Consider the following 21,039-nt stretch of genomic DNA (forward strand, 5'->3'; position numbering starts at 1 on the left):
GGGCCGTCGGGGTCGTCGGGGTCGTCAGGCCCCGTTCCGGGGCGCAGGCTGATTCCGTGACCGCGTCGCACGGACGCGGTGCGAGCGGAAGGACGAACATGACGAGCACGCGCGGCCGCGTCGCCGCCCTGCTGGGCGCTCTCGCGGTGGTCGCCGGCACCGCCCTGGCCACCCCCGCCGGCGCCCTGGCCTCATCCGGAGCCGGAGCCTTATCCGGAGCCGGCGACCGCCCCGGCAGCGGGATCACCGGGCGCGCACCCTGCCCGGACGCGCCCGAGTTCACCTGCGGGACCCTCACCGTCCCGCTCGACCACGGCGGCACCACCCCCGGCACCCTGGACCTCGCGGTGGCCGTCTCCGGCAACACCGCGGCGCCCAGGGGAGATCTGCTGTTCCTCACCGGCGGTCCCGGCCAGCCCGGCGTCCCGGCGATCCGGCAGATCGCCGGGAAGCTGGAGCCCGTCCTCAAGGACTACCGCCTGGTGATGTTCGACCAGCGCGGCACCGGCGGCCACGCGCTCCAGTGCCCCGGCCTCCAGGAGGACATGGGCTCCTCCGACCTCGCGCAGCCGCGCAAGCAGTCGATCGCCGACTGCGCCGCCGCCCTCGGCCCGAACGCCCGCTTCTACAGCACCGCGGACACCGTCGCCGACATCGACGCCCTGCGCCGCGCCCTCGGCGACCGGCGCCTCACCCTGGACGGCGTCTCGTACGGCACCATCGTCGCCGTGCGGTACGCGCTCGCCCACCCGGCGCACGTGGCCCGGCTGGTGCTCGACTCGGTGGCCCCGCCCCAGGGTTTCGACCCCCTCGACCTGGCCGCGCTGCCCGCCACCGCCCGGATCCTGCGGGCCGCCTGCCGGGCCACCGGCTGCACCACCGACCCGGCCGCCGACCTCGCCGCCACCGTCCGGCGGTACGGCAACGGGGCGCAGATCCTGAGCGCGCTCACCGGCTACGAGTTCATCGACCCGGACTACGGCGTGGTCCCGGAGATCCTGCACGAGTCCGCCGCCGGGCGGCCCGCCAAGCTCCAGGAGTTCTTCGAGCTCGTCCACCGGGAGGTCGACGCCGCCCCGGCCGAGGACCTCAGCCAGGGCCTGCACGCCGCCACCGTCTGCGCCGACGCGCGCTTCCCGTGGGGCTCCACGGACACCCCCGTCGAGGTCCGGGCGGCCGCGCTGGAGCTCACCCGGCAGCGGCTGACCGCCGAGCAGACCTGGCCCTACGACCCCGCCACCGCGACCGGCCTCGGCAGCCTCCTGGTCTGCCTGGACTGGCCGCGCGAGCGCGTGCCCCCGGCCCCGCCGGCGCAGAGCAAGCTGCCCGACGTGCCGGTGCTGCTGCTCGGCGGCGACCGGGATCTGGGCACGCCGTACGAACTGCTTTACGAGCAGGCCAAGTTGGCTCACAACCAGCAGATCGTGATCGTGCCGGGCGCGGCGCACTCGGTGCAGAACCGGGCGGCGAACCCGGCCGGCCGGCAGGCGGTGTACGACTTCCTGCTGAAGTAGCGGTCGGAAGGCGGGCCGTTCCGGGGTGTGGAGCGGCCCACCCGCGGGCGGCCTCACGAACTCCAGGGTGCCGCAGGGCAGTTCACAGGTCTACACCATTTTGTCCGCAGCTGGCCGAAACCGGCCCCGCCTCCCGCCGCCCCCGCCACCCGGCCACTGCCGCGCCCGCCAGTCCCGCAGGCGCCGCCGGCCCCCCGGGGCCGGGCCGCTGCCGTGCGGCTTCCGGGCTCGGTCAGCCGGTCGGCCGGTCCGGTCGGGCCGTCACTGGTGGGACCAGTACGGGTCGTCCACGGTCGGGGGCGTCACGCTCAGCGGGTACGCGTAGGTGGTCGGCCGGCCGCCCGGAGGGGTGGGGGCCTTGCCGTAGACCTCGGTGCCCGCGTAGTGCACGCCGTTCACGGAGGCCTGGAGGCTCACGCCCGGGGTGTCCATCTCCAGGGTGATGAAGACGCCGTCGGGCGAGGTGGCGGAGATCTGGCGCTCGTCGGTCACGAAGGTGTGGGTGTTGGCGCCGACGAAGTTCTGGAAGGGGCCCACCTCGTAGCCGTGCGCCTTCCAGAACCGGGCGAGCTGGTCGGCGAGAAGCTCGTACTTCGACCGGTCGACCCGGGTCTGGAGCGACCACGTCCGGTACACGGTGGAGGTCGGCATCGGCTCGCCGTCCCAGTGGCCCGGGTCGCGGATGACGTAGTACCAGCCGTCGGAGTGGGCGATCTGCGGGCTGATGGCACCGGCGGCGCCTTCGAGGGCGCTCTGGATGCCGTCCCGGGCCTTGGCGGCGTCCGTGCCGGGATCGTCGTGCCGGGCGACCGGGCCGTAGCCGTGGTCGAAGAGCCACGACCCGGTCGCGGCCGTGCCGATCAGCAGAAGGAGGAGCACGACGCCCAGAACGGCCGGCCACCTGCGGGCCGTGGTGCGGTCGCTGGTCTTCACGTACATCCCCCCGAGTCGGCGCCGATCGTCCTGCCGGCCTTGATCACGAGGCTACGGACGGGCGGCCCGGCAGACCTGAGCACGCGTACTCAGATCCGGGCCCGGGCGCGGTGGACGGGCAGGCCGGAGGGCGGGTGGCCGCCCGCCGGCCGGGACCGGCCGCGGGGGGGGGGGGGGGGGGGGGCGGCGGGCCGCGCGGCCGGGGGCGGGACCCGGGGGGGGGGGGGCGGGCGGGGGGGGGCCGGGCGGCCCCGGGGGGGGTGTTGTCGGGGTGGGGGTTGTGGGGCGGGGGGGGGGCCGACTTCCCGCGCGCGGCCCGGGGCCGCTACCGGGGCGGGGCCGGGATGCCGGCGGAGCGCAGCCCGGCCTCGGTGAGGGCGGTCAGGCGGGCCGAGGCCGGGGCCTCGTCGCCGCGGTGGCGGTCGATCAGCCGGTACCGGGTGGCGGCCCTGGCCCAGGCGCGCAGGCTGTCGGGGTCGCCCAGCAGGGCGGGGTTGGCGAGGTAGTGGTCGGCCATGGCGGCGGCGAGCTCCTCGATCCTCGGATCGTCCGGCCCCCAGGCCCCGGCCTCCTGGCCGCTTCTGGCCAGGTCGACGAACCCCGGGTCGTCCAGGCGGCGTTCGAGCAGGCCCAGGAAGCCGTCGAAGCCCTCCGGCACCAGCGCCCGCGCCAGCACCAGGGCCTCGCGCTGCGCCGCCACGTAGTCGGGGCCGAAGCCGAGCCCGGGCATCCGCTCCAGGACCGCGCAGGCGCGGTCGGGCAGCAGGGCCCGGTCGCCGTCGGCGAGCCGGTGCAGGGTGTCGCGGCGCGCGGTCAGCTCCGCGATCCGCTCGTTCAGCCGCCGCTCCACGTCGGCGAGGGCGGTGGCGAAGCGCTCGCCGTCGGCGTCGAGCAGCGGCCCGATCTCCGCCAGCGGCACCCCGGCGGCGGCCAGCGTCCGGACCTGCACCAGCCGCAGCAACTCGCCCGACCCGTACCGCCGGTAGCCGGAGGAGTCGCGCTGCGGCTCGTCGACCAGCCCCTGCCGGTGGTAGTGCCGCACCGTCTTCACCGTGACGCCGACGTACGCGGCCGCCTGCCCGATCGTGACCCCGTCCGCCCCGTCCGCCCTGTCCGTCATCGCTCCAGCCTGCCGTGCGGGCGGGCCGCCGTGCGACCGGGCCCGGCGCCGAACACCTCGTCGACGAGTCGCCGCTGGGCGCTGTGGAACGCCGCCGCGATGGACACGTCGGGGTCGTCCGCGTAGTTCAGCCCGGCGGTCAGGGTCGTGCCGCCGTCCGGGGAGCCGTACATCAGCGCCGCCGAGCCGATGGTGGCGCCGTTGTGGTGGAAGACGGTGCCGGTGTCCGTGCTCTGGGCGAACAGCCCCAGTCCGTAGCCGGCCGTCGCCTCCGGCGTGCGCATCTCGGCCAGGAGGCCGGGCGGCAGCAGCCTGCCGCCCATCAGCGCGGAGAAGTACGTGTGCAGGTCCCGGGTGGTCGAGATCATGTCGCCGCCGGCGGAGACCCAGGAGGGGTCGTGGCGGGTGACGTCGACCGTGCGCTGCCGTCCGGCGTCCTCGTAGCGGTAGTAGCCGTGGGCGTGCGGCCCGGGGACCTCCGGCGAGGCACCCGGCGCCACGGTGCCGGTCAGCCCGAGCGGCTCCAGGACCAGCCGCCGCAGCTCCTCCGCGAACGGCCGGCCGGCGACCTGCTCGACCACCAGCCGGGCCAGCACGTAGTTGGTGTTGGCGTAGCTCCAGCCCGCCCCGGGCGCGAACCGCGCCGGCCGGGACAGCGACAGCCGCGCCAACTCCTCGGGCCGGTACGTGCGGAAGCGGCCGTCCACCCACTCCTTGCCGCGCCACGGGACGCCCGGCACGAACGTCCCGTCCTCCTCCAGCTCGCCGGTGTGGTTGAAGATCCCGCTGGTGTGCTGGAGCAGCATCCGCACCGTGATCCGCCGGTCCAGCCCGAATCCGGGCAGGTGGTCACCGGCCGGTTCGTCCAGGGCCAGCCGGCCCTCGGCCGCCAGCAGGAGCACCGAGGTCGCCACGAAGCTCTTGGTGGCGCTGCCGATGCGGAAGTGCCCGTCGACCGGTGGCACGCCGTCGCGGCCCAGCTCGCCGGCCCCGGCGCCGGCGACCCACTCGCCGTGCGCGTCGTTCACCCGCACCTGCACCCCCAGGAAACCGGATCCGACGATCTCCTCGATCGCCCGCCGCAGCCCCGGGCGATCCGGACCGTGGCCGCAGTGGTGGGTGGTGGACATGCTGCCCCCTCGCATCGGCTGGGCCCGCTTCGGCATCGGGCCCGGTGGCAGGAGCCTCCACCCTGCCCCGAGGTCAACCTCAACCGTGTTCCAGGTCACAGCCGCCGCTCGCCCGTGCGGGCCGGGGGTGCCCCACCCGACGCGAAGACCCCGACGCGGAGGCCCCGACGCGAAGGCCCCGACGCGAAGACCCCGACAAGGAGGCCCCCGGCCGGGGAAGGCGGTCGGGGGCCGTTCGCTGCCCGCCGTGGCGCACCGGTGAGGTGGCCGGGGGAACGTCGGGTGGTCGGGTGGTCGGGTGGACCCCGGGAGCCGGGGCCGCCTCCGGCGCGATCGGAAAGAAGGCGGCCCCGGCCCCGGTACGGGTTCCGTACGGGCGGGGCATCGACCGCGGATGCCCGTACGGTTGCGGTCGGCACCCATTCCACGACTTCAACAGCACTTGAAGTCAAGCCTCCCGGCCCCCTCACCCGAGGCGAGGCCCCGCCCGAGGGTGGCGCCGCGGGGCCAGGTAGCCTCGCTCCGGCGGGGGACTGCGGAGGACAGACACGGACAAGACGGGCAGGGGCGGGCGGATGACCGAGCAGCACAGCTACTGGCGGGCGTCGGACGGTGCGGCGGTCAGCGCCGCCCAGGCGCACATCGTGTGGACCAGGGCGGCCTACCCCGCGCTGGTGGAGGTGGCGCGCCGCTACCACGCGGTGATCAGCTACGCGGACCTGGCCGAGGCGGTGCAGGAGGCCTCCGGGGTGCGCACCCGGATCCACCAGCGGCACTGGATCGGCAAGGTGCTGTCCCTGGTGATCCGCGAGGCGCACCGGCGCGGCGACCCGCCGCTGACGGCCCTGGTCGTGCACGCCACGGACGGCAGGGTCGGCCCCGGCTACCAGGAGGTGCTGGCGGTCGCCGGACAGCCGCCGGTGGCCGCGGAGATGGACCGCGAACAGCACGCGGCCGCCGCCCGCCTGGCCTGCTACCGGCACTTCGGCGCCGACCTTCCCGCCGACGGCGGCATCCCCGCCCTGGCCCCGCGCCTGCGCGCCACGGTGGAGCGCAAGGCCGCCGTCGCCGCCCCGCCGCGCCCGCCGGCGATCTGCCCGAACTGCTTCCTGGAACTGCCCGCGACCCGGGTGTGCGACTCCTGCGGGACGACCGTCGCACCGTGAGCCGTGAGCCGTGAGCCGTGAGCCGGGAAGCGGGGGCGTGACCGCGGCCGCGCAGGCGCTGCTGGCCGCGCTGCTGCTCCTGCTGTTCGTCCTCGGCCTGGCGACCGTGGCCGGGCGCCGTCTCCGCGGGTGGCGGCAACAGCGGCAGCAGCATCAACAGCGGCAGTAGCGGCAGTAGCGGCAGCGGCGGCCGGCCGAGGACTGAGCGGACGTCGCGTCACACGGTGGCGGGCAGCCGCCCGGGCATCTGCCAGCCCTCGGCGAGGCGGGAGGGCGCCAGGCGCCGCCCGTCACCGAAGAACTCGCAGAACTTCATGATCAGCGGGTCCCAGCCGACCGGGTCGACGTAGTGGCCGCTGCCGGGCACCAGCAGGCTCTCCTCGACGTGGGCGCGCACCACCGTCACCTCGAAGGCGGTGCGCCCGCCGCCCGTCAGCGCCGTCGCCGACTCCACCCGGCACTCCAGCTGCACCGGGCACTCGGCGGCGCGCGGCGCCCGCACCAGGTCGCCGGGCAGCTCGGTCATCCCGGCCGCGGCGAACTTCCGCCGCTCGTGGCGGTAGCCCTGCTTCAGCCGGTACTCGGCGATCTGCGGGGTGGCGGTCAGCAGCGCGAGGGCGTCCACGGCGTCCACCTGCGCGGAGGAGGGCAGGTTGAGCACGCACTCGCCCTCGCGCCGCAGGTTGGCGGCGGTCTGGGAGCTGTCGCCGAGGCCCAGCATGCAGGACTGCCCCAGCCACCACGCCGAGGACATCGGCATGAGGTTGGCGCTGCCGTCCTCGTTGCGGGAGCCGATCAGCACCACGGGGGTGCCGAAGTACAGGACCTTGAGATCGATGACCTTGTGCACGGGAACTGCCGTCCTCGGGATGGGGAATCGTTGCTGGTCAACGACTCTGCCCGGGCCCGCCCGGGGGCGCTGGCGGTGATCGGACATCGCGTTCCCGCAGGTCCGGCGGGTCCCGCAGACCCGTCAGGTCCGGCAGGTCCCGCGGGTTCCGCAGGTTCCGAGGACGGCAAGACCCGCTGCGGCGGGCGCCGCGTCAGCCCACCGGCCCCTGGGCGGCCACCAGCCGGGCCCGGCCGTCGCGCAGCCGGTAGGACAGGCCCACCACGGCCACCTTCCCCTCGGCGACCCGCGCGGCCAGCGCCTGCGAGCGCTCCACCAGCAGGTCCACGGTCTGGCGGATGTGCTCGTCCACGATCCCGTCACGGTCCTCGATGCCCGCCGCCTTGGCGGACAGCACGCTCGGGGTCACCCGCTCCACCACGTCCCGGACGAAACCGCCCGGCATCTGCCCCTGCTCCAGGGAGTCCAGCGCCGCCGCCACCGCGCCGCAGGAGTCGTGACCCAGCACCACCACCAGCGGGCAGTCCAGCACGCTCACCCCGTACTCGATGCTGCCCAGCGCCTCCGCACCGGTGACGTGCCCGGCGGTGCGCACCACGAACAGGTCGCCCAGACCCTGGTCGAAGATGATCTCGGCGGCCAGCCGGGAGTCCGAACAGCCGAACAGCACCGCGAAGGGCCGCTGCGCCGGGGCGAGCGCCGCGCGGCGCCCGGCGTCCTGGTTGGGGTGCTCGGGGCTGCCCCCGACGAACCGGGCGTTGCCCTGCATCATCAACCGCAGTGCCTGGGCGGGGTCGGTGAGGAAGTCGTCGGTCGGGCCGTCGAGCGGGCCGGGCTCGGGCGCGGTTATCGGTGTGGGGATCATGCCTGCACCCTAGATCGCCGCAGGTGGAGTGCGCAGCCGGGGGTCAAGGGTCGGACGGCCCCATGGGCGGGCCCGTACGACCCCGTGCGATCCGCGCGCGACCTCCGTACGGCCTCATGCGCCCCCGTGCGTACCGCCCCCGGGGCGCGCCTAAGGGCTCAAGGGCTGCGGGGCTGCGGGGCTACGGGGCGGGGCGCAGGGCGAGGACGGTGACGTCGTCGCGGCTGTGGCCCCCGCTCCAGCGGCGGGCCCGCCGGTCGAGGGCCTCGGGCAGGGCGTCGGCGGGGGTGGCGGCGAGGTCGGCCAGGCCCTGTTCGACCGGGTAGAACGTGCCGGAGGCGTCCTGGGCCTCGGTGATGCCGTCGGTGAGCAGGACCAGCACCCCGTCCCCGGGCAGTGCGAAGCGCCGTACCGGGCGCGGCTCGCCGGTCGCGGCCAGGGCGGCGAGGCCGAGCGGGATGCCGGCGTCCAGGGGGACGGGCTCCACGCGGCCGTCGGGGTGCAGCAGGTAGGGGGAGAGGTGGCCGCAGTTGACGGCCCGTACCTCGGTGGCGGAGCCGTCCCGGGGCCGGGCCCCGTTCCCGTTCGCGTTCCCGTTCGTGTTCGCGTCGGGGCTCTCCCTGTTCCCGTCGGGGCTCTCGCCGTTCCCGTCCGGGCCGCCGACGCACAGCACGGTGGCGGTGACGAACCGTTCCTGCTCGCCGCTCTGCACCGCGTACGCGTTGTGCCGCTCCACCGCCGCCTCCAGGGCATCGGCGACGGCGGGCAGCCGCGGCTCGCGGAAGGCCGCCTCCCGGAAGGCGCTCAGCACCGCGAAGCCCGTCCCGATCGCGGGCAGGCCCTTGCCCTGGACATCGCCGACCAGCACCCGGGTGCCGTGCGGGGTCTCCGCGACGTCGTACAGGTCGCCGCCGACCATGGCGTCCTCCTCCAGCGGCCGGTACAGCCCGTCCAGGCGCACGTCCGACGTGGTGACGGGCAGCGGGCGCAGCAGCTGGCGCTGGAGGGCGACGGCGACCTGCCGCATCCGGGACAGCTGCCGCTCGCGCCGCACCCGCCGCGCGCACAGGGCGATCACGGCGCCCTCGGCGGCGATCACACCCACCAGGGTGCCCAGCCGGGCCGACAGGTCACCGGGCGGGACCAGCACCGAGTGGACCACGATCACCGCGGTCACCCACACCGAGACGGCCACCGTCTGGGCGACGGTGCCCAGACCCGCCAGCAGCGCCGGCAGGAACACCAGCAGCAGCACCAGGCGGGAGACGGTGCCGCTGGCCGCCTGGACGAGCAGCACCGCGGCGGTGGCGGCCAGCACGCCGAGCACCACCGCCCGGTTGCCGGGCGCGCGCGGGGCGATGGACTGCTGGTCGTTGCCGTCCACCCACGCCGCCCTCTCCGCCGTCCGGCCGTCCCTCCAGGGTGGTCGGCGCGGCGGGACGGACGCGAGCGGGCTGCGCCGGGCGGGGGACGCGGGGCGGGGGACGGCGTGTGTCGGCGGCGCTCGGTACGGTGGCCGGTGTGTCCTCCCCGTCCTCCCCGTCCACCACGCCCTCCTCCCCGTCCTCCCGCGCGACCCCCGCGGGCCGGGTGCCGCTCGACGACCTGGTGCGGCTGCGCCGGGCCCGGGACCGGATGGACCGCGAGTACGCGCAGCCACTGGACGTGCCGGCGCTGGCCCGTACCGCGCTGATGTCCTCCGGCCACTTCTCGCGCAGCTTCCGCGCCGCCTACGGCGAGACCCCGTACAGCTACCTCATGACCCGCCGGATCGAGCGGGCCAAGGCGCTGCTGCGGCGCGGGGACCTGAGCGTGACCGAGGTGTGCATGGCGGTGGGCTGCACCTCGTTGGGCTCCTTCAGTACCCGCTTCACCGAGCTGGTCGGCCAGAGCCCCAGCGCCTACCGGGCCGGCGACCACGAGCCGGGCGCGGCGATCCCGGCCTGCATCGCCAAGATCCGCACCCGCCCGGTGCGCCGCGCGGAGACGAAGGAGACGAAGGGGGCTCTGGGGGAGGAGGACGGCGGCCCCGGTGCTCCCGTAGCGTGACGGACATGAGCATCGAACTCGCGCAGTGCTTCATCGCCGTCGACGACCACGACCGGGCGCTCGCCTTCTACCGCGACGTCCTCGGCTTCGAGGTGCGCAACGACGTCGCCTTCGAGGGCATGCGCTGGGTCACCGTCGGCTCGCCCGACCAGCCGGGCGTGGAGATCGTCCTGGAGCCCCCGCTGGCCGACCCGCACGCTTCCGAGACCGACCGCCAGGTCGCCGCCGAACTCCTCGCCAAGGGCCTGCTGCGCGGCGTCATCTTCCGCACCGACGACTGCGACGCCACCTTCGAGCGGATCCGGGCGGCCGGCGCCGAGGTCCTCCAGGAGCCGATGGACCAGCCCTACGGGGTGCGCGACTGCGCCTTCCGCGACCCCTCGGGCAACATGCTGCGCTTCAACCAGCCGCGCCGGCGGTAGCCGCCGCCGGGTCCGGGCAGCAGTCCGGCCCAGGCGAGCGGGCACAGGAGCAGGACGGTCACGGCCAGGACGGCCAGGACGGGCAGGGCGGCCGGGATCGGGCGCAGCGGCGCGCGGGCGCGTTCGCGCAGGCAGACGGCCCGACGGGTGTACCGGTGCGGCACGATGGTGCGATGGAGAGCACTCGACAGACAGTCAGTTCCGGTTCGCCCCTCGAGCCGCGGATCGGTTTCTCCCGGGCCGTGCGCAAGGGCAACCACGTCGCGGTTGCGGGCACCGCCCCGATCGGCGAGGACGGCACGACGGTCGGCCAGGGCGACGTCCACGCCCAGACCGTCCGTTGCCTGGACATCGCCGAGGCCGCCCTGCGGGAGACGGGTGCCACGCTCGCGGACGTCGTGCGGACCCGCATCATGCTCACCGACATGAGCCGGTGGCGGGAGGCGGCGCGCGCCCACGGCGAGCGCTTCGCGCAGATCCGCCCGGTCACCACCTTCGTGGAGGTGTCGCGCTTCATCGACGAGCGGTGGCTGGTGGAGGTCGAGGTGGACGCCGTCATCGGCTAGTGGGGCGCCGGGCGGGCCGGCGGCGGGCCGGTGGGGGAATGAACTGCGCGATGGGTACTGTTGTCGCAGGTAGAGATACCCCCACCCGTATTTTTTCGGGCACCTGGAACCCCCGGACGCCCGAGAACGGAGCCCCACGTGAACCGCCCCGCCGAAGCCGTACGGCCCGCAGAGCCGCCCGCCGCACCGCCCCCCGACGCCCCCGCGAACGGCGGCGCCCCCGCGGGAGCCGCCCGGCCCGGGCCGCTCGGCCGCCTCGGCGTCTGGTCCACCCGGCACTTCAAGGCCGTCCTGGTCGGCTGGCTGATCGTCGTCATCGGCCTCGGCGCCTTCGCCCCCAAGGTCACCACCGCGCTGTCCGGCGCCGGCTGGCAGGCCAACGGCTCCCAGTCCGTCCAGGTCCGCGAACTCGCCGAACAGCACTTCGCCGGCAACGCCTCCTCCGCCATCCAGATCGTCGTCGCCGCCGACCGCCCCGTCACCGACCCGGCCGTCCGGCAGGTGATCACCGAGGCCGGCGACCTCGCCGCCGCCGACCCCCGGATCTCCACCGTCATCGCCCCCCAGCCCGGCGCCACCATCAGCCCCGACGGCCGCACCGCCGTCCTGCTCGCCGGCGCCAAGGCCTCACCCGACGACATGGTCCGCGCCGCCGACGACCTCAAGGAACCGCTCGCCGCCCTCGCCACCGACGGCGTCAGCGTCCACGCCACCGGCGCCTCCGTCCTGTGGAGCGACTTCAACAAGGCCAACCACGACGCCATGATGAAGTCCGAGTTCATGTCCTGGCCGGTCACCCTCGCCATCCTGGTGCTCGCCTTCGGCTCCCTCGTCGCCGCCGGCCTGCCCCTGCTGCTCACCATGGCCGGCCTCGCCGCCTCCGCCGGCTCCCTGGTGCTGATCAGCCACCTCTTCCCGGTCTCCGTCTGGGCGATGAACTTCGCCATGATGTTCGCCCTCGCCCTGGGCATCGACTACGCGCTCTTCCTCGTCGTGCGCTACCGCGCCGCCCGCCGGGCCGACCGGGGCGCCGACCGGGGCGACAAGGGCGCCGAGCGGGCCGACCGGAGCGACAGCGCCGACAAGGGCGCCGACCGGGGTGCCGTGCGCGCCGTCGCCGAGACCATGGACACCGCGGGCAAGGCCGTCCTGCTCTCCGGCGCCACCGTCCTGGTCAGCCTCTCCGCCGTGATGCTCGTCCCCTCCCCGGCGTTCCGCTCGATGGCCGGCGGCATCATGCTCGCCGTCCTCTTCGTCCTCGCCGCCACCCTCACCCTGCTGCCCGCCGTCCTCGGCAAGCTCGGCCACCGCATCGACGCCCTCGCCCTGCCCTGGTCCAAGTCCGCCGCCCCCGCCTCCCCGCGCTTCGCCGCCTGGGGCGAACGCCTGTGGAAGCACCCGCTGCGCTACGGCGCCCTCGCCCTCGCCGCACTGATCGCCCTCGCCGCCCCCGTCATCGGCCTGCGCACCGCCATGCCGTCCATCGCCGTCCTGCCCGAGGACGCCAGCGCCCGCGCCGGCTACACCGCCGTCCAGCAGGCCTTCGGCCCCGGCGCCCCCGGCACCCTGCAGATCCTCACCCCCGCCGACCGGGCCGCCGACGTCGCCGACCGGGTCGCCGCCACCCCCGGCATCGCCGCCGCCATGCCCGCCCAGCCGGCCGCCGACGGCTCCGGCTGGTCGATGATCCAGGCCGTGCCCACCGTCGACCCCTCCAGCCCCGACCTCGCCCACACCGTCCACACCCTGCGCGCCGAACTGCCCGCCGACGCCATGGTCGGCGGCGCCGCCGTCGAGAACCTCGACCTGCAGCACCTGCTCACCGAGAAGACCCCGCTGGTCATCGGCGTCGTCATGGCCCTCGGCTTCCTGCTGCTGCTCGCCGCCCTGCGCGCCCCGCTCATCGCCGCCCTCGGCACCGCCGCCAGCCTGCTGTCCACCGGAGCCGCCTTCGGCGTCGCCCGCCTGGTCTTCCAGGACGGCCACGGAGCCGGCCTGCTGGGCTTCACCCCCCAGGGCTTCCTCGACGGCTGGGCGCCGGTGTTCTTCTTCGCGATGATCTTCGCCATCGCGATGGACTACACCGTCTTCCTCCTCGCCTCCGCCAAGGAGCACTACGAACGCACCGGCGACCCCCGCGCCGCCATGACCGGCGCCCTGGCCCACTCCGGCCGGGTCGTCTTCGCCGCCGCCGGCGTCATGGTCGCGGTGTTCTTCACCTTCGCCCTGTCCGGCCCGCTGCCGCCCAAGGAGATGGGCATCGTGCTCGGCACCGCCGTCCTCCTCGACGCGGCCCTGGTGCGCCTCGTCCTGCTCCCCGTCCTGCTGCGCCTGACCGGGCACGCGGCCTGGCACACCCCCCGCCGGCTGGACCGGGTGCTGCCGCGGATCACCTTCTCGCACGGCTGACGGCCGGCCCGACGCCTACGCCCCTGCCCCCGGCGGTCCACCGGGGGCAGGGGCGTACGGCGTCAGCGGCCCGGGCGTGGCGTGGCGTGCGCGGCAGGGCCCTGGGTCTCAGACGGCCGCGGCCCGCGGCGCCGGCACCACGGCCGACAGGTCCCGCTCGGCGATCGACGGATCCGCCAGCAGCACCTCGCGGGCCGCCCTCAGCACCGGACCGCCGCCCGCCAGGGCCAGGTCCTTGGCGGCCAGACGGACCGGGAAGTCCGACTCCGTGCTGAACGCCCGGGCCACCACCCCCGCGAGCGGCCCGACCGACAGCACCTCCCGCACCTGCTCCCGCGGCACACCCAACTCATCGGCCACCGCCACGACTTCACCCAGGGCGGTGACAGAGGCGACGATCGCGCCGATCACCACCACCTTCAGCGCCGCGCCCGAACCCGGGCCGCCGCAGCGCCGCACCCGGCCCAGCCGCTCCAGGACCGGCTGCGCCCGGTCCACGTCCGCGTCCTCGCCGCCCGCGAAGACCACCAGGTCCCCGGTGGCCGCCGGGCCCACACTGCCGATCACCGGCGCGTCCACCAGGGCGACGCCGTCCGGCAGCCGGTCGCGCAGCTCGGCGGTGGCCCGCGGGCCGATCGAGGACATGTCGATCCACAGCGCGCTCGGCGCCAGCTGTGCCGCGCACCGCCCGGCGACCTCCGCGACGGCTGCCGGGTCGGACAGCATGGTCACGACGACGTCCGCGCCGCGCACGGCCTCGGCCGGGGTGGCGGCCACGGTGACGCCGCCGGGACGGTCCTCGGATCGGTCCTCGGTGCGGTTCTCGGTGAGGCCGTCGGCACGGCCGGGGGAGCGGTTCCAGACGGTCAACGGGTGGCCGGCGGCGGCGAGTCGGCGGGCCATCGGCAGGCCCATCCGGCCCAGCCCCAGAAATGCGATCTTCTCCATGGCCCTCACGTTAGGCAGCCGCCAGCCAGGCGACAAACGAATGTCCCGCATGGTAGCCATGCATCATGGACATGGCTTGGCTGGACGTCTTCCGCACCGTCGCACACCTGGGCTCCTTCACCGCCGCCGGCGATCGGCTGGGCTACACCCAGTCCGCGATCTCCCGCCAGATCGCCACCCTGGAAGGGGAGTTGGGAACCCCTCTGTTCGACCGGCTGGCGCGCGGAGTGCGGCTGACCGAGCACGGCCGCGCCCTGCTGCCGCACGCCGAGGCGATGCTGGAACGGCTCGACACCACCCGGCGCGACCTGACCGCCCTCACCGAACTCACCGCCGGACAACTGCGGGTGGGCGCCTTCGACAGCGCCAACGCCGCCCTCGTCCCCGACGCCCTCGCCGCCTTCCGCGCCGCCCACCCGGACGTGGCGATCAGCCTCACCGAGGGGCTGGCGGAGCGCCTGCTGGACCTGCTCGACCAGGGGTCCATCGACCTCGCCCTCGTCGCCTCGTACACCGAACCCGCCGACGACAGCGACCGGTTCGACTACCGCCCGCTGATGGAGGACCCGGTGCTGGTCGCCCTCCCGCGCGGACACCGCCTCGCCAGACGCCGCCGCCTGCGGCTGGCCGAACTCGCCGACGAGCCCTGGATCGCCGCCCGCCGCCACGCCGAATCCACCCTCCTCGCCGCCTGCGTCCGCAGCGGCTTCCAGCCCCGCATCGAGTACACCGTCGCCGCCTGGACCGCCAAACTCGGCCTGGTCGCCGCCGGGTTGGGCGCCACCCTCATCCCCTCCCTCGCCGCTCGCGTCACCCGACCCGGCATCGCCCTCGTCCCCCTCCACCCGGACGACACCCCGGTCCGCCAGGTCCACACCGTGACCCGCCGCGGCCGGCGGACGCCGCCGGCGGCCGAGGCCTTCGAAGCCCTCCTGCGCGAGCGGGAGGCGCCCCGCTGACGCTGTGGGGCGAGGACGGCGGCCACGGCGCCGACCGGAGGGCCGCCACCGTCGGCGTCGCCGGCGGTGCCGACTCCCACCGCCGGGCCCCGTTCACCCGAGGGCCCGCGATCACCCGGCCGCGGGCCCTCGGGCGGCCCGCTCCCTCAGCAGACGGTGTCCGCGGCCGGCAGGGCGCCCGTGGACAGGTAGGTGTCGACGGCCCCGTCGGCGCACGCGTTGTAGGCGTTGAGGTAGAGGGTGTGGACGCGGCCGGGGACGGTGACCAGGCGGGATCCGGACAGGCGGGAGTGCAGGGCCAGGGCGCCCGGGTAGAGGGCGTGGGTGTCGCCGGTGGCGTGGAGCTGGAGGGCGGGGACGGCGGTGCGGACCTCGACGGTCGGCTCCAGCGGGGCGCTGCGCCAGGAGGCGCACGGGGTGGGGCCGTTGTAGACCGGGCCGAAGACCGGCTCGGTGGCGCGGGAGCGCTCGACGGCGTCGCGGTACCACCCGGCCGAGCGCGGCATCGCCACGTCGTCGCACAGGACGGCCAGCGTGGAGGCGAGGCCGGCGCCGGCGTCCGGGCCGGGGGAGAGGAGCAGGGTCAGCAGCTGGTGCAGGGCCGGGCCCGCCTGGACCGGCTTGCCGTCGGCGGCGTCCAGCAACTGCCGCAGCACGTCCGCGCACAGGGCGCTGTCGCGGTCGTCGCTCAGGCAGACCGCGAGCAGGACCGGCAGCAGGGCGCCGTCGAGCCGGAAGCCGTCGACGGCGATCGGCGCGGCCTCGGCCCGGCGCACCAGGCCCTCGACGGTGGCCCGCACCGCCGCCGGCGTGGCGCCCAGACGGTAGACGGCGTCCTGCGGCGCGGCCCAGGCCGCGAAGTCGTCCAGGGCACGCTCGTTGGCGCCGGCCATGTCCTGGAACGCCCCGACGCCGTAGCGCGCCGGGTCGAGGGCGCTGTCCAGCACCAGCCGGTCCACGCGCTGCGGGAACAACTGCGCGTACACCGCGCCCAGCAGCGCGCCGTAGGACTGCCCGAAGAAGGACGTCCGCTGCTCGCCCAGCGCCGCGCGCAGCACGTCGATGTCCCGGGCGGTGTTGCGGGTGGTCAGGTGGGGGAGCAGATCGGGGTACTTGTTCCAGCAGGCGTCCGCGTCGGCCTTGGCCAGGCGCCAGGCCTGCTCGAAGCCGCCCCGACCGGTGCCGGTGCCAGTGCCGGTGCTGTTGCCGCTGCCGACCGAGCGAAGCCAGGTGCCGCGTGTCAGACCGCAGTTCAGGCCCTCGCTGGCGCCGACCCCGCGCGGGTCCATGCCGATGATGTCGTAGACCGCCGCCGTGCCGGGCGCCAGCTGCTCCCGCAGCGCGAGCGGCATGTCCAGCCCGCGGTCGCCGGGGCCGCCGGGGTTGGTCTGCAGGACGCCCCGGCGCTTGGCCGGATCGGCGGCCCTGATCCGGGAGACGGCCAGGGAGAGGGTGCGGCCCCGCGGATCGCGGTAGTCCAGCGGGACGGTCAGGGCCGCGCACTCGGCGCCGGCGGCCGCCAACTGCGGCTCCTGGCACGGAGACCAGGCGAGCGGCTGACGGTGGAAGCGCTCCAGCCGGTCGGCGTCGGCCGAGTCCGCCGAGGAAGCAGGGGAAGCGGAGGACGCGGAGGGTCCAGCGGAGGGTCCAGAGGCCGCGGTGGCCGCGGAGGAGGCGGGGGTGGCTGCGGTGAGCACGGTGGCCGCGGACAGGGCGAGGGCGGTGGCGAGCGCCGGTGCGGTCTTCATATCGGCCAGCCTAGAAGGGAGTTGACCACCGCCCCGGGACCGGGCCCCGGAACCGCCTTGACCTCAAGCCGACTTGAGGTCCTACGGTCGGTCGCGTCCAGAAGATCAGCACGAGGAACGAGCACCCGACATGACGATCAAGAACTACGAGCCGCAGATCATCGCCGCCCAGCCCATCGGCGCGTGGACGGGCGAGCTCTACCGCCGCCTGGTGGTCGACGGCCTGCGCGGACAACTGGCGGTCGAGAACCTCACCCAGCCCCACTGGTGGACGCTCAACCACGCCGCCGGCCGACCCGGCGGATGGACCCGCACCACCCTGACCGAGCGCCTCACCCCCTACGACAACCAGAACACCGCCTTCGACACCGTCTACGACGACCTGATCGCCCGCGGCTGGCTGACCGAGGACGCCGACGGCGCCCTCACCCTCACCGAGGAGGGCGAGGCCGGCCGCCTGCGCGCCCGCGAACGCAACCTGACGATCAACGAACGCGCCCACCAGGGCATCGACACCGACGACTTCGTGACCACCGTCAACGTGCTGCGCCGCATGGTGGCCAACCTGGGCGGCAACGGCAACCTCCCCGACTGACCGCCCCCCGGCGCGGAGCAGGAGCGGGAGCGAATTGACCCATGGAAACGGTCACCGATTGCCACCTGAACAGCGGTCTTTCCGGCCGTAGGTTGGTCACATGACGACGACGAAGAACACCACCGCCCCCGTCCTGACCCGCTGCGCCGAGGCCGAGACCTGCACCGACCCGAGCTCCACCATGACGCTGCTGGCCGACTCGGCCCCGACGGAGGGCGGCTTCACCGTCTACCGCTCCGCCTTCGCCGCCGGCGCCCCCGGAGCGCCCGCCCACTTCCACACCCGGGCCTGGGAGCTCTTCTTCGTGATCGGCGGCTCGCTGCGGGTGCTCGTCGGCGAGGAGGTCACCGTGCTGGGCGCGGGCGACTTCCTCGCCGTGCCCCCGCACACCCCGCACGCCTTCGCCGCCGCCCCCGGCGCCGAGGCCGACGTGCTGTGCGTGTTCACCCCCGGCATGGACCGCTTCGACTACCTGCGCCTGCTGGGCAGCGTCATGCGCGGCGAGAGCGACCCGGGCGCGATCGCCGCCTCGGCGGAGCGCTTCGACAACCACTACGTGGACAGCCCGGCCTGGCGGGCGGCGCTGGCGGGCGACGGCGCCTGAGCCCGCCGGGCGCCCGAACCCGGCCCGCCGGCCGCCCGAACCTGCCCCGCCGGCCGCTCGACGGGCCGGGTCCGCCCGGGTGTGGAACGGTGGTAGCCCGGGGGTGTCCCGGTTGCGAGAGGAGTGGCCATGTCGTCGAAGCGCCGCCGCAAGAAGAAGGCCAGGGCCAGGCGCGGGGCCAACCACGGCCGCCGCCCCCAGTGCTGAGCCGCGGGTGAACGGGTGAACGGGTGAGGGCGCCCGGACGGCCCTCCCGGCCGCTCCGGGCGCTACCCGATGAAGCCCCGGGCCCCGAAAACAGTCCCCCTCCCCAGAGGCCGGCTCAGAGCCGCCCGCGCCCCAGGAAGCCGCCGCGCGCCACCTTGTGGTACTGGCAGTAGCCGACCCAGTCCGCGCCGAAGTCCAGCTCCAGGACCACGCCCCGCCCGTCCGCGCGGGCCTCGCCCAGCAGCCGCGCCGCGTCCGCGTCCGCCGGGGTCTGCTCCCACACGAAGAGCCGGTTGATGTACGGGCCGGCCGGGATCGGGTCCCGGTGCGGGATGCCGTCCCGGTCCCAGGTCAGCTTCGCACCGGGACTGGACAGGCACGGGAGATCCATCCGCCAGCCGTCGGCGTCGACGCCGCCGTCGCGGTACCAGCGCAGCGCGTGGTCGAGGCTCCCGTGCGGGTCCGGCCCCTGGCCCTTGGCCTGCCACTCGGCCACGCCCGCCGCCGCGATCCGGGGCAGGACGTCGACGATGTCCTCCCGGACGACGAAGTAGGCGCGGGCGTAGATCCGGCAGACCAGCAGGGTGTCCCGGGGGTGGTCCCGGCCATGGAAGGTCGGCCGGGTGGACTGGTCCAGGACCTGGGTCAGCACGTGCTCGACCCCCTCCACCGCCCCCAGCGCCTCGACCACCGCCCGGATCCGCTCCCGCTCGGCCGCCCGGGCCGCCCGCGCCGTCGGCGAGCCGATCAGCTTCAGCTTGCGCCGCTCGGTGGGCCAGCGCAGCGCCCACTGCTCCTGCACACCGTTGAGGAGCGGATTCAGAAGCATGCCGATGAGAAGGACCAGGTTCGTCGCCAGCTTCTCCAGGAAAGTCTTCACCAACAGGGGTCCTCTCGGGTCGCACGCGCGTCTGCGAGCACACCCTGTCCCGTCCGCCCCCCGGCCCGCAATCCACTCCCGTACTCAACTCCCCTCCGTGTCCGACCAGTTGCCGAGCGCCTCCGCCACGGCCCCGGGCCGAAGCGGAAACACGGGGCGATCGTCGGTGGCGTGGCCTACGGTGGCGTCATGGACGAGTACGCGGTGCCGATCCTGCCGAGCCGGGACCTGGACGAGACCCTGGAGTTCTACGCCCGACTGGGCTTCGAACCGCGCGGTCGCTGGGACGGCGAGGACGGCGAGGACGGCTACCTGATCCTCGCCCGGGGCACCGTCGAACTGCACTTCCGCCGCGACCCCGGCGTGGACCCGCTGGCCACGGCCGGCAGCTGCTACCTGCACGTCCGGGACGCGGACGCACTGCACCGCGACTGGGCCGGACCGGCGTGCCCGCCGACCCGGCCACCGGCAGCCGCCTGACCCCGCCCGCCGACACCGCCTACCGGACACGGGAGTTCGCCATGGTCGACCGCAGCGGCAACCTGCTGCGGATCGGCAGCCCGCGCGGGTCCCGGTAGGGTTCCGCGCCCGCGTCCGCATTCGTACCCGTACCCGTACCCGCGCCCGCGCCCGTATTCGCACCCCGTTTCCGCGGCGGCGCAGGCCGGCCTTTCAGGAGCGTACGAGCGGCGCGCTCCCGGGAACGGGCGGGTGCGCACGGGAGCGGCGCACGCGGGTGACGAGGAACCAGAGGCAGGTCAGCAGGGCCATGGTGGAGAACACCGCGATGAGCAGCTGTGTGTCGGGCAGGTCGTCGTCGGGATAGTGGGTGCCCGCCACGCGGGCCGACGCCGGGTGGTCCGCGGCCACCTCCAGGGGGACGGTCACGCCGGGGCCCGGGTCTTTGACGAGGTGCCTGAAGTTCAGCGAGGTCGTGCTGTACTCGCGCTCACCGGCCCGGTACGTGACGGTGTATTCGACTCCGCCCTTCGCCCGCTGCCTCTCGGCGCTGATGGTGGCGTCCACGCGCAGCGTCGAGGCGTCGATGCGGTCTGCCGCCCGATGCTGCGCGAGCAGGCCGGACAGGCTCAGGCCGAGCACCAGCAGCGCGAGTGCCGTTCCCGCCAGTGGCAGTGGCCACGCCAGGCGGACGAGTTTTCCCATGGCCCCGACGGTAGCCGCCAGGGCCGGGTCGGATCCACGGCGTCACGACAGCGGTTCGGCGGGGCCCGTGTCGTCCCGTCGGGCGAGACGGGCAGGCCGGGCGGCCACCTTGCGCCGCCGCCCCGATCCTCGGCGGAAGTCCTCGATAACGCGGCCGATGTTCTCCGGGTTTCGCGAATTCCCCCCGGCCCGCGTACGCGGCGCCTAGGTTGATTTGCCGACACCATTCCTGAAGGCATCCGCTATGACCGGTCCGTGATGGTTGGTCCACATAGACCCTGGGTTCTGCCTTATCAGTTCGCCATCTTTACTTGACACTTATGCGCGGGAACGAGAAAGATCCGCGTCGATTACGCGAAGATCGATGGCCCCGGGGGGAGCGCGGTGTCGACTGAGATATCCGGGCACCTCCATCGGAGTCCGATCCCCCCTCCAAACCGTGGGCCGAGCGGCGGCTTCCTGCCGCCCGGCCCACGGTTTGCCATATCCCCTTGAATTCCGAGGAGTTGTTCCACCCCATGAGCAGGAAGAGGTCGGTGCCGCGGCTGTCGGCCCGCACCAGGGTGTCCGCGGTCATCGCGGGAACGCTGGTCGGGTCGCTGCTGCCGGCACTGCCGCTGGCCGCCGTCGCGGCGGCCGCGGAACCGTACAGCAAGCCCTCGGCGGTCTCGCCCGAGAAGCCGGTCAAGGGCTCGGACGCCAAGGCCAAGGGCCGCAAGGCCGACACCACCGTCAGCAGGACGGACGGCAAGCACGGCGCCCTGCCCGGCGCGGGCAGCGCCACCGTCGACGTGCCCGGCGAGAAGGGCAAGGCCGTCAAGGCCGGCGCGCTGCCGGTCGCGCTCTCCTCCGCCGGCTCGGCGGGCAAGGCGAAGGTCGAGCTGCTCGGCCAGGACGCCGCCGCCAAGGC

At 74.9% G+C, this 21,039-nt stretch carries 22 protein-coding genes and 1 pseudogene; 13 read left to right on the forward strand and 10 right to left on the reverse strand.

What is annotated here, in order from left to right:
- Positions 1 to 98 precede the first annotated feature (98 nt).
- Complete coding sequence (locus ACFWP2_RS19785) at positions 99 to 1,514, forward strand: alpha/beta fold hydrolase (RefSeq protein ID WP_380452997.1); 1,416 nt, start codon at positions 99 to 101, stop codon at positions 1,512 to 1,514.
- A 261-nt stretch (positions 1,515 to 1,775) separates the two neighbouring features.
- On the opposite strand, the gene ACFWP2_RS19790 is transcribed toward ACFWP2_RS19785, so the two are convergent.
- The 3 genes from ACFWP2_RS19790 to ACFWP2_RS19800 form a co-directional block, all read right to left on the reverse strand.
- Complete coding sequence (locus ACFWP2_RS19790) at positions 1,776 to 2,453, reverse strand: hypothetical protein (RefSeq protein ID WP_380452999.1); 678 nt, start codon at positions 2,451 to 2,453, stop codon at positions 1,776 to 1,778.
- A 319-nt stretch (positions 2,454 to 2,772) separates the two neighbouring features.
- Positions 2,773 to 3,567 (reverse strand): MerR family transcriptional regulator, encoded by a 795-nt coding sequence (locus ACFWP2_RS19795; RefSeq protein ID WP_380453002.1) that lies wholly within the window; start codon positions 3,565 to 3,567, stop codon positions 2,773 to 2,775.
- Positions 3,564 to 4,697: a serine hydrolase domain-containing protein gene (locus ACFWP2_RS19800; RefSeq protein WP_380453004.1), complete on the reverse strand. Its 1,134-nt coding sequence runs from the start codon at positions 4,695 to 4,697 to the stop codon at positions 3,564 to 3,566. The genes ACFWP2_RS19795 and ACFWP2_RS19800 overlap by 4 nt, the downstream gene beginning before the upstream one ends.
- A 575-nt stretch (positions 4,698 to 5,272) precedes the next feature.
- Between ACFWP2_RS19800 and ACFWP2_RS19805 the strand changes: the two genes are divergently transcribed.
- Together ACFWP2_RS19805 and ACFWP2_RS19810 are read left to right on the forward strand one after the other, a co-directional pair.
- Positions 5,273 to 5,863: a hypothetical protein gene (locus ACFWP2_RS19805; protein WP_380453006.1), complete on the forward strand. Its 591-nt coding sequence runs from the start codon at positions 5,273 to 5,275 to the stop codon at positions 5,861 to 5,863.
- Between the two features lie 10 nt (positions 5,864 to 5,873).
- Positions 5,874 to 6,032 (forward strand): hypothetical protein, encoded by a 159-nt coding sequence (locus tag ACFWP2_RS19810; RefSeq protein ID WP_380453008.1) that lies wholly within the window; start codon positions 5,874 to 5,876, stop codon positions 6,030 to 6,032.
- 48 nt (positions 6,033 to 6,080) lie between these two features.
- Here ACFWP2_RS19810 and ACFWP2_RS19815 read toward each other — a convergent pair whose 3' ends face one another.
- The 3 genes from ACFWP2_RS19815 to ACFWP2_RS19825 all read right to left on the reverse strand — a co-directional run bounded on the left by ACFWP2_RS19815 (position 6,081) and on the right by ACFWP2_RS19825 (position 8,962).
- Positions 6,081 to 6,713, reverse strand: coding sequence for a flavin reductase family protein (locus ACFWP2_RS19815; RefSeq protein WP_380453010.1), 633 nt, complete (start codon positions 6,711 to 6,713; stop codon positions 6,081 to 6,083).
- A gap of 193 nt (positions 6,714 to 6,906) precedes the next feature.
- Positions 6,907 to 7,485 carry a carbonic anhydrase gene (locus tag ACFWP2_RS19820; protein ID WP_380453046.1) on the reverse strand — a complete coding sequence of 193 codons (579 nt, stop codon included), beginning with the start codon at positions 7,483 to 7,485 and terminating at the stop codon, positions 6,907 to 6,909.
- A 274-nt stretch (positions 7,486 to 7,759) separates the two neighbouring features.
- A complete protein-coding gene (locus ACFWP2_RS19825; protein WP_380453012.1) occupies positions 7,760 to 8,962 on the reverse strand; it encodes a PP2C family protein-serine/threonine phosphatase in 1,203 nt (400 codons plus the stop codon).
- A gap of 206 nt (positions 8,963 to 9,168) precedes the next feature.
- Here ACFWP2_RS19825 and ACFWP2_RS19830 point away from each other — a divergent pair, with 206 nt between their 5' ends.
- The 4 genes from ACFWP2_RS19830 to ACFWP2_RS19845 all read left to right on the forward strand — a co-directional run bounded on the left by ACFWP2_RS19830 (position 9,169) and on the right by ACFWP2_RS19845 (position 13,024).
- The gene (locus ACFWP2_RS19830; RefSeq protein WP_380453048.1) at positions 9,169 to 9,627 is read left to right on the forward strand and encodes a helix-turn-helix transcriptional regulator; all 459 of its coding nucleotides are present in this window, start codon (positions 9,169 to 9,171) and stop codon (positions 9,625 to 9,627) included.
- A gap of 5 nt (positions 9,628 to 9,632) precedes the next feature.
- Positions 9,633 to 10,049, forward strand: a complete 417-nt coding sequence (locus tag ACFWP2_RS19835) for a VOC family protein (protein ID WP_380453014.1) — start codon at positions 9,633 to 9,635, stop codon at positions 10,047 to 10,049.
- Between the two features lie 173 nt (positions 10,050 to 10,222).
- Positions 10,223 to 10,615, forward strand: coding sequence for a RidA family protein (locus tag ACFWP2_RS19840; RefSeq protein ID WP_380453016.1), 393 nt, complete (start codon positions 10,223 to 10,225; stop codon positions 10,613 to 10,615).
- Between the two features lie 138 nt (positions 10,616 to 10,753).
- Entirely contained in the window at positions 10,754 to 13,024 is a 2,271-nt protein-coding gene (locus ACFWP2_RS19845; protein ID WP_380453018.1) for an MMPL family transporter, read from the forward strand.
- Between the two features lie 108 nt (positions 13,025 to 13,132).
- Here the strand turns inward: ACFWP2_RS19845 and ACFWP2_RS19850 are convergent, their stop codons facing one another.
- Entirely contained in the window at positions 13,133 to 13,972 is an 840-nt protein-coding gene (locus ACFWP2_RS19850; protein WP_380453020.1) for an NAD(P)-dependent oxidoreductase, read from the reverse strand.
- Positions 13,973 to 14,037: 65 nt separating this feature from the next.
- Here ACFWP2_RS19850 and ACFWP2_RS19855 point away from each other — a divergent pair, with 65 nt between their 5' ends.
- Positions 14,038 to 14,931 (forward strand): LysR family transcriptional regulator, encoded by an 894-nt coding sequence (locus ACFWP2_RS19855; RefSeq protein ID WP_380453022.1) that lies wholly within the window; start codon positions 14,038 to 14,040, stop codon positions 14,929 to 14,931.
- A gap of 146 nt (positions 14,932 to 15,077) precedes the next feature.
- On the opposite strand, the gene ACFWP2_RS19860 is transcribed toward ACFWP2_RS19855, so the two are convergent.
- Positions 15,078 to 16,679: an alpha/beta hydrolase gene (locus tag ACFWP2_RS19860; RefSeq protein WP_380453024.1), complete on the reverse strand. Its 1,602-nt coding sequence runs from the start codon at positions 16,677 to 16,679 to the stop codon at positions 15,078 to 15,080.
- A gap of 130 nt (positions 16,680 to 16,809) precedes the next feature.
- Here ACFWP2_RS19860 and ACFWP2_RS19865 point away from each other — a divergent pair, with 130 nt between their 5' ends.
- On the forward strand, positions 16,810 to 17,274 hold the full coding sequence (locus ACFWP2_RS19865) for a MarR family transcriptional regulator (RefSeq protein WP_380453026.1): 465 nt from the start codon (positions 16,810 to 16,812) through the stop codon (positions 17,272 to 17,274).
- Positions 17,275 to 17,374: 100 nt separating this feature from the next.
- Complete coding sequence (locus ACFWP2_RS19870) at positions 17,375 to 17,878, forward strand: cupin domain-containing protein (protein ID WP_380453028.1); 504 nt, start codon at positions 17,375 to 17,377, stop codon at positions 17,876 to 17,878.
- Positions 17,879 to 18,200: 322 nt separating this feature from the next.
- Here the strand turns inward: ACFWP2_RS19870 and ACFWP2_RS19875 are convergent, their stop codons facing one another.
- Positions 18,201 to 18,968, reverse strand: coding sequence for a hypothetical protein (locus ACFWP2_RS19875; RefSeq protein ID WP_380453030.1), 768 nt, complete (start codon positions 18,966 to 18,968; stop codon positions 18,201 to 18,203).
- 186 nt (positions 18,969 to 19,154) lie between these two features.
- Here ACFWP2_RS19875 and ACFWP2_RS19880 point away from each other — a divergent pair, with 186 nt between their 5' ends.
- Positions 19,155 to 19,445 (forward strand): bleomycin resistance protein, encoded by a 291-nt coding sequence (locus ACFWP2_RS19880; protein ID WP_380453032.1) that lies wholly within the window; start codon positions 19,155 to 19,157, stop codon positions 19,443 to 19,445.
- Positions 19,412 to 19,543 carry a hypothetical protein gene (locus ACFWP2_RS19885; protein ID WP_380453034.1) on the forward strand — a complete coding sequence of 44 codons (132 nt, stop codon included), beginning with the start codon at positions 19,412 to 19,414 and terminating at the stop codon, positions 19,541 to 19,543. Before ACFWP2_RS19880 ends, ACFWP2_RS19885 begins: the two co-directional genes overlap by 34 nt.
- A gap of 94 nt (positions 19,544 to 19,637) precedes the next feature.
- Here ACFWP2_RS19885 and ACFWP2_RS19890 read toward each other — a convergent pair whose 3' ends face one another.
- Entirely contained in the window at positions 19,638 to 20,129 is a 492-nt protein-coding gene (locus ACFWP2_RS19890) for a hypothetical protein (RefSeq protein WP_380453036.1), read from the reverse strand.
- Positions 20,130 to 20,647: 518 nt separating this feature from the next.
- On the opposite strand from ACFWP2_RS19890, the pseudogene ACFWP2_RS19895 reads away from it, so the two are divergent.
- Positions 20,648 to 21,039 (forward strand): annotated as a pseudogene (locus ACFWP2_RS19895) (hypothetical protein); the annotation flags it as partial.

Source organism: Kitasatospora sp. NPDC058444, assembly GCF_042721415.1.
Classification (GTDB): domain Bacteria; phylum Actinomycetota; class Actinomycetes; order Streptomycetales; family Streptomycetaceae; genus Kitasatospora.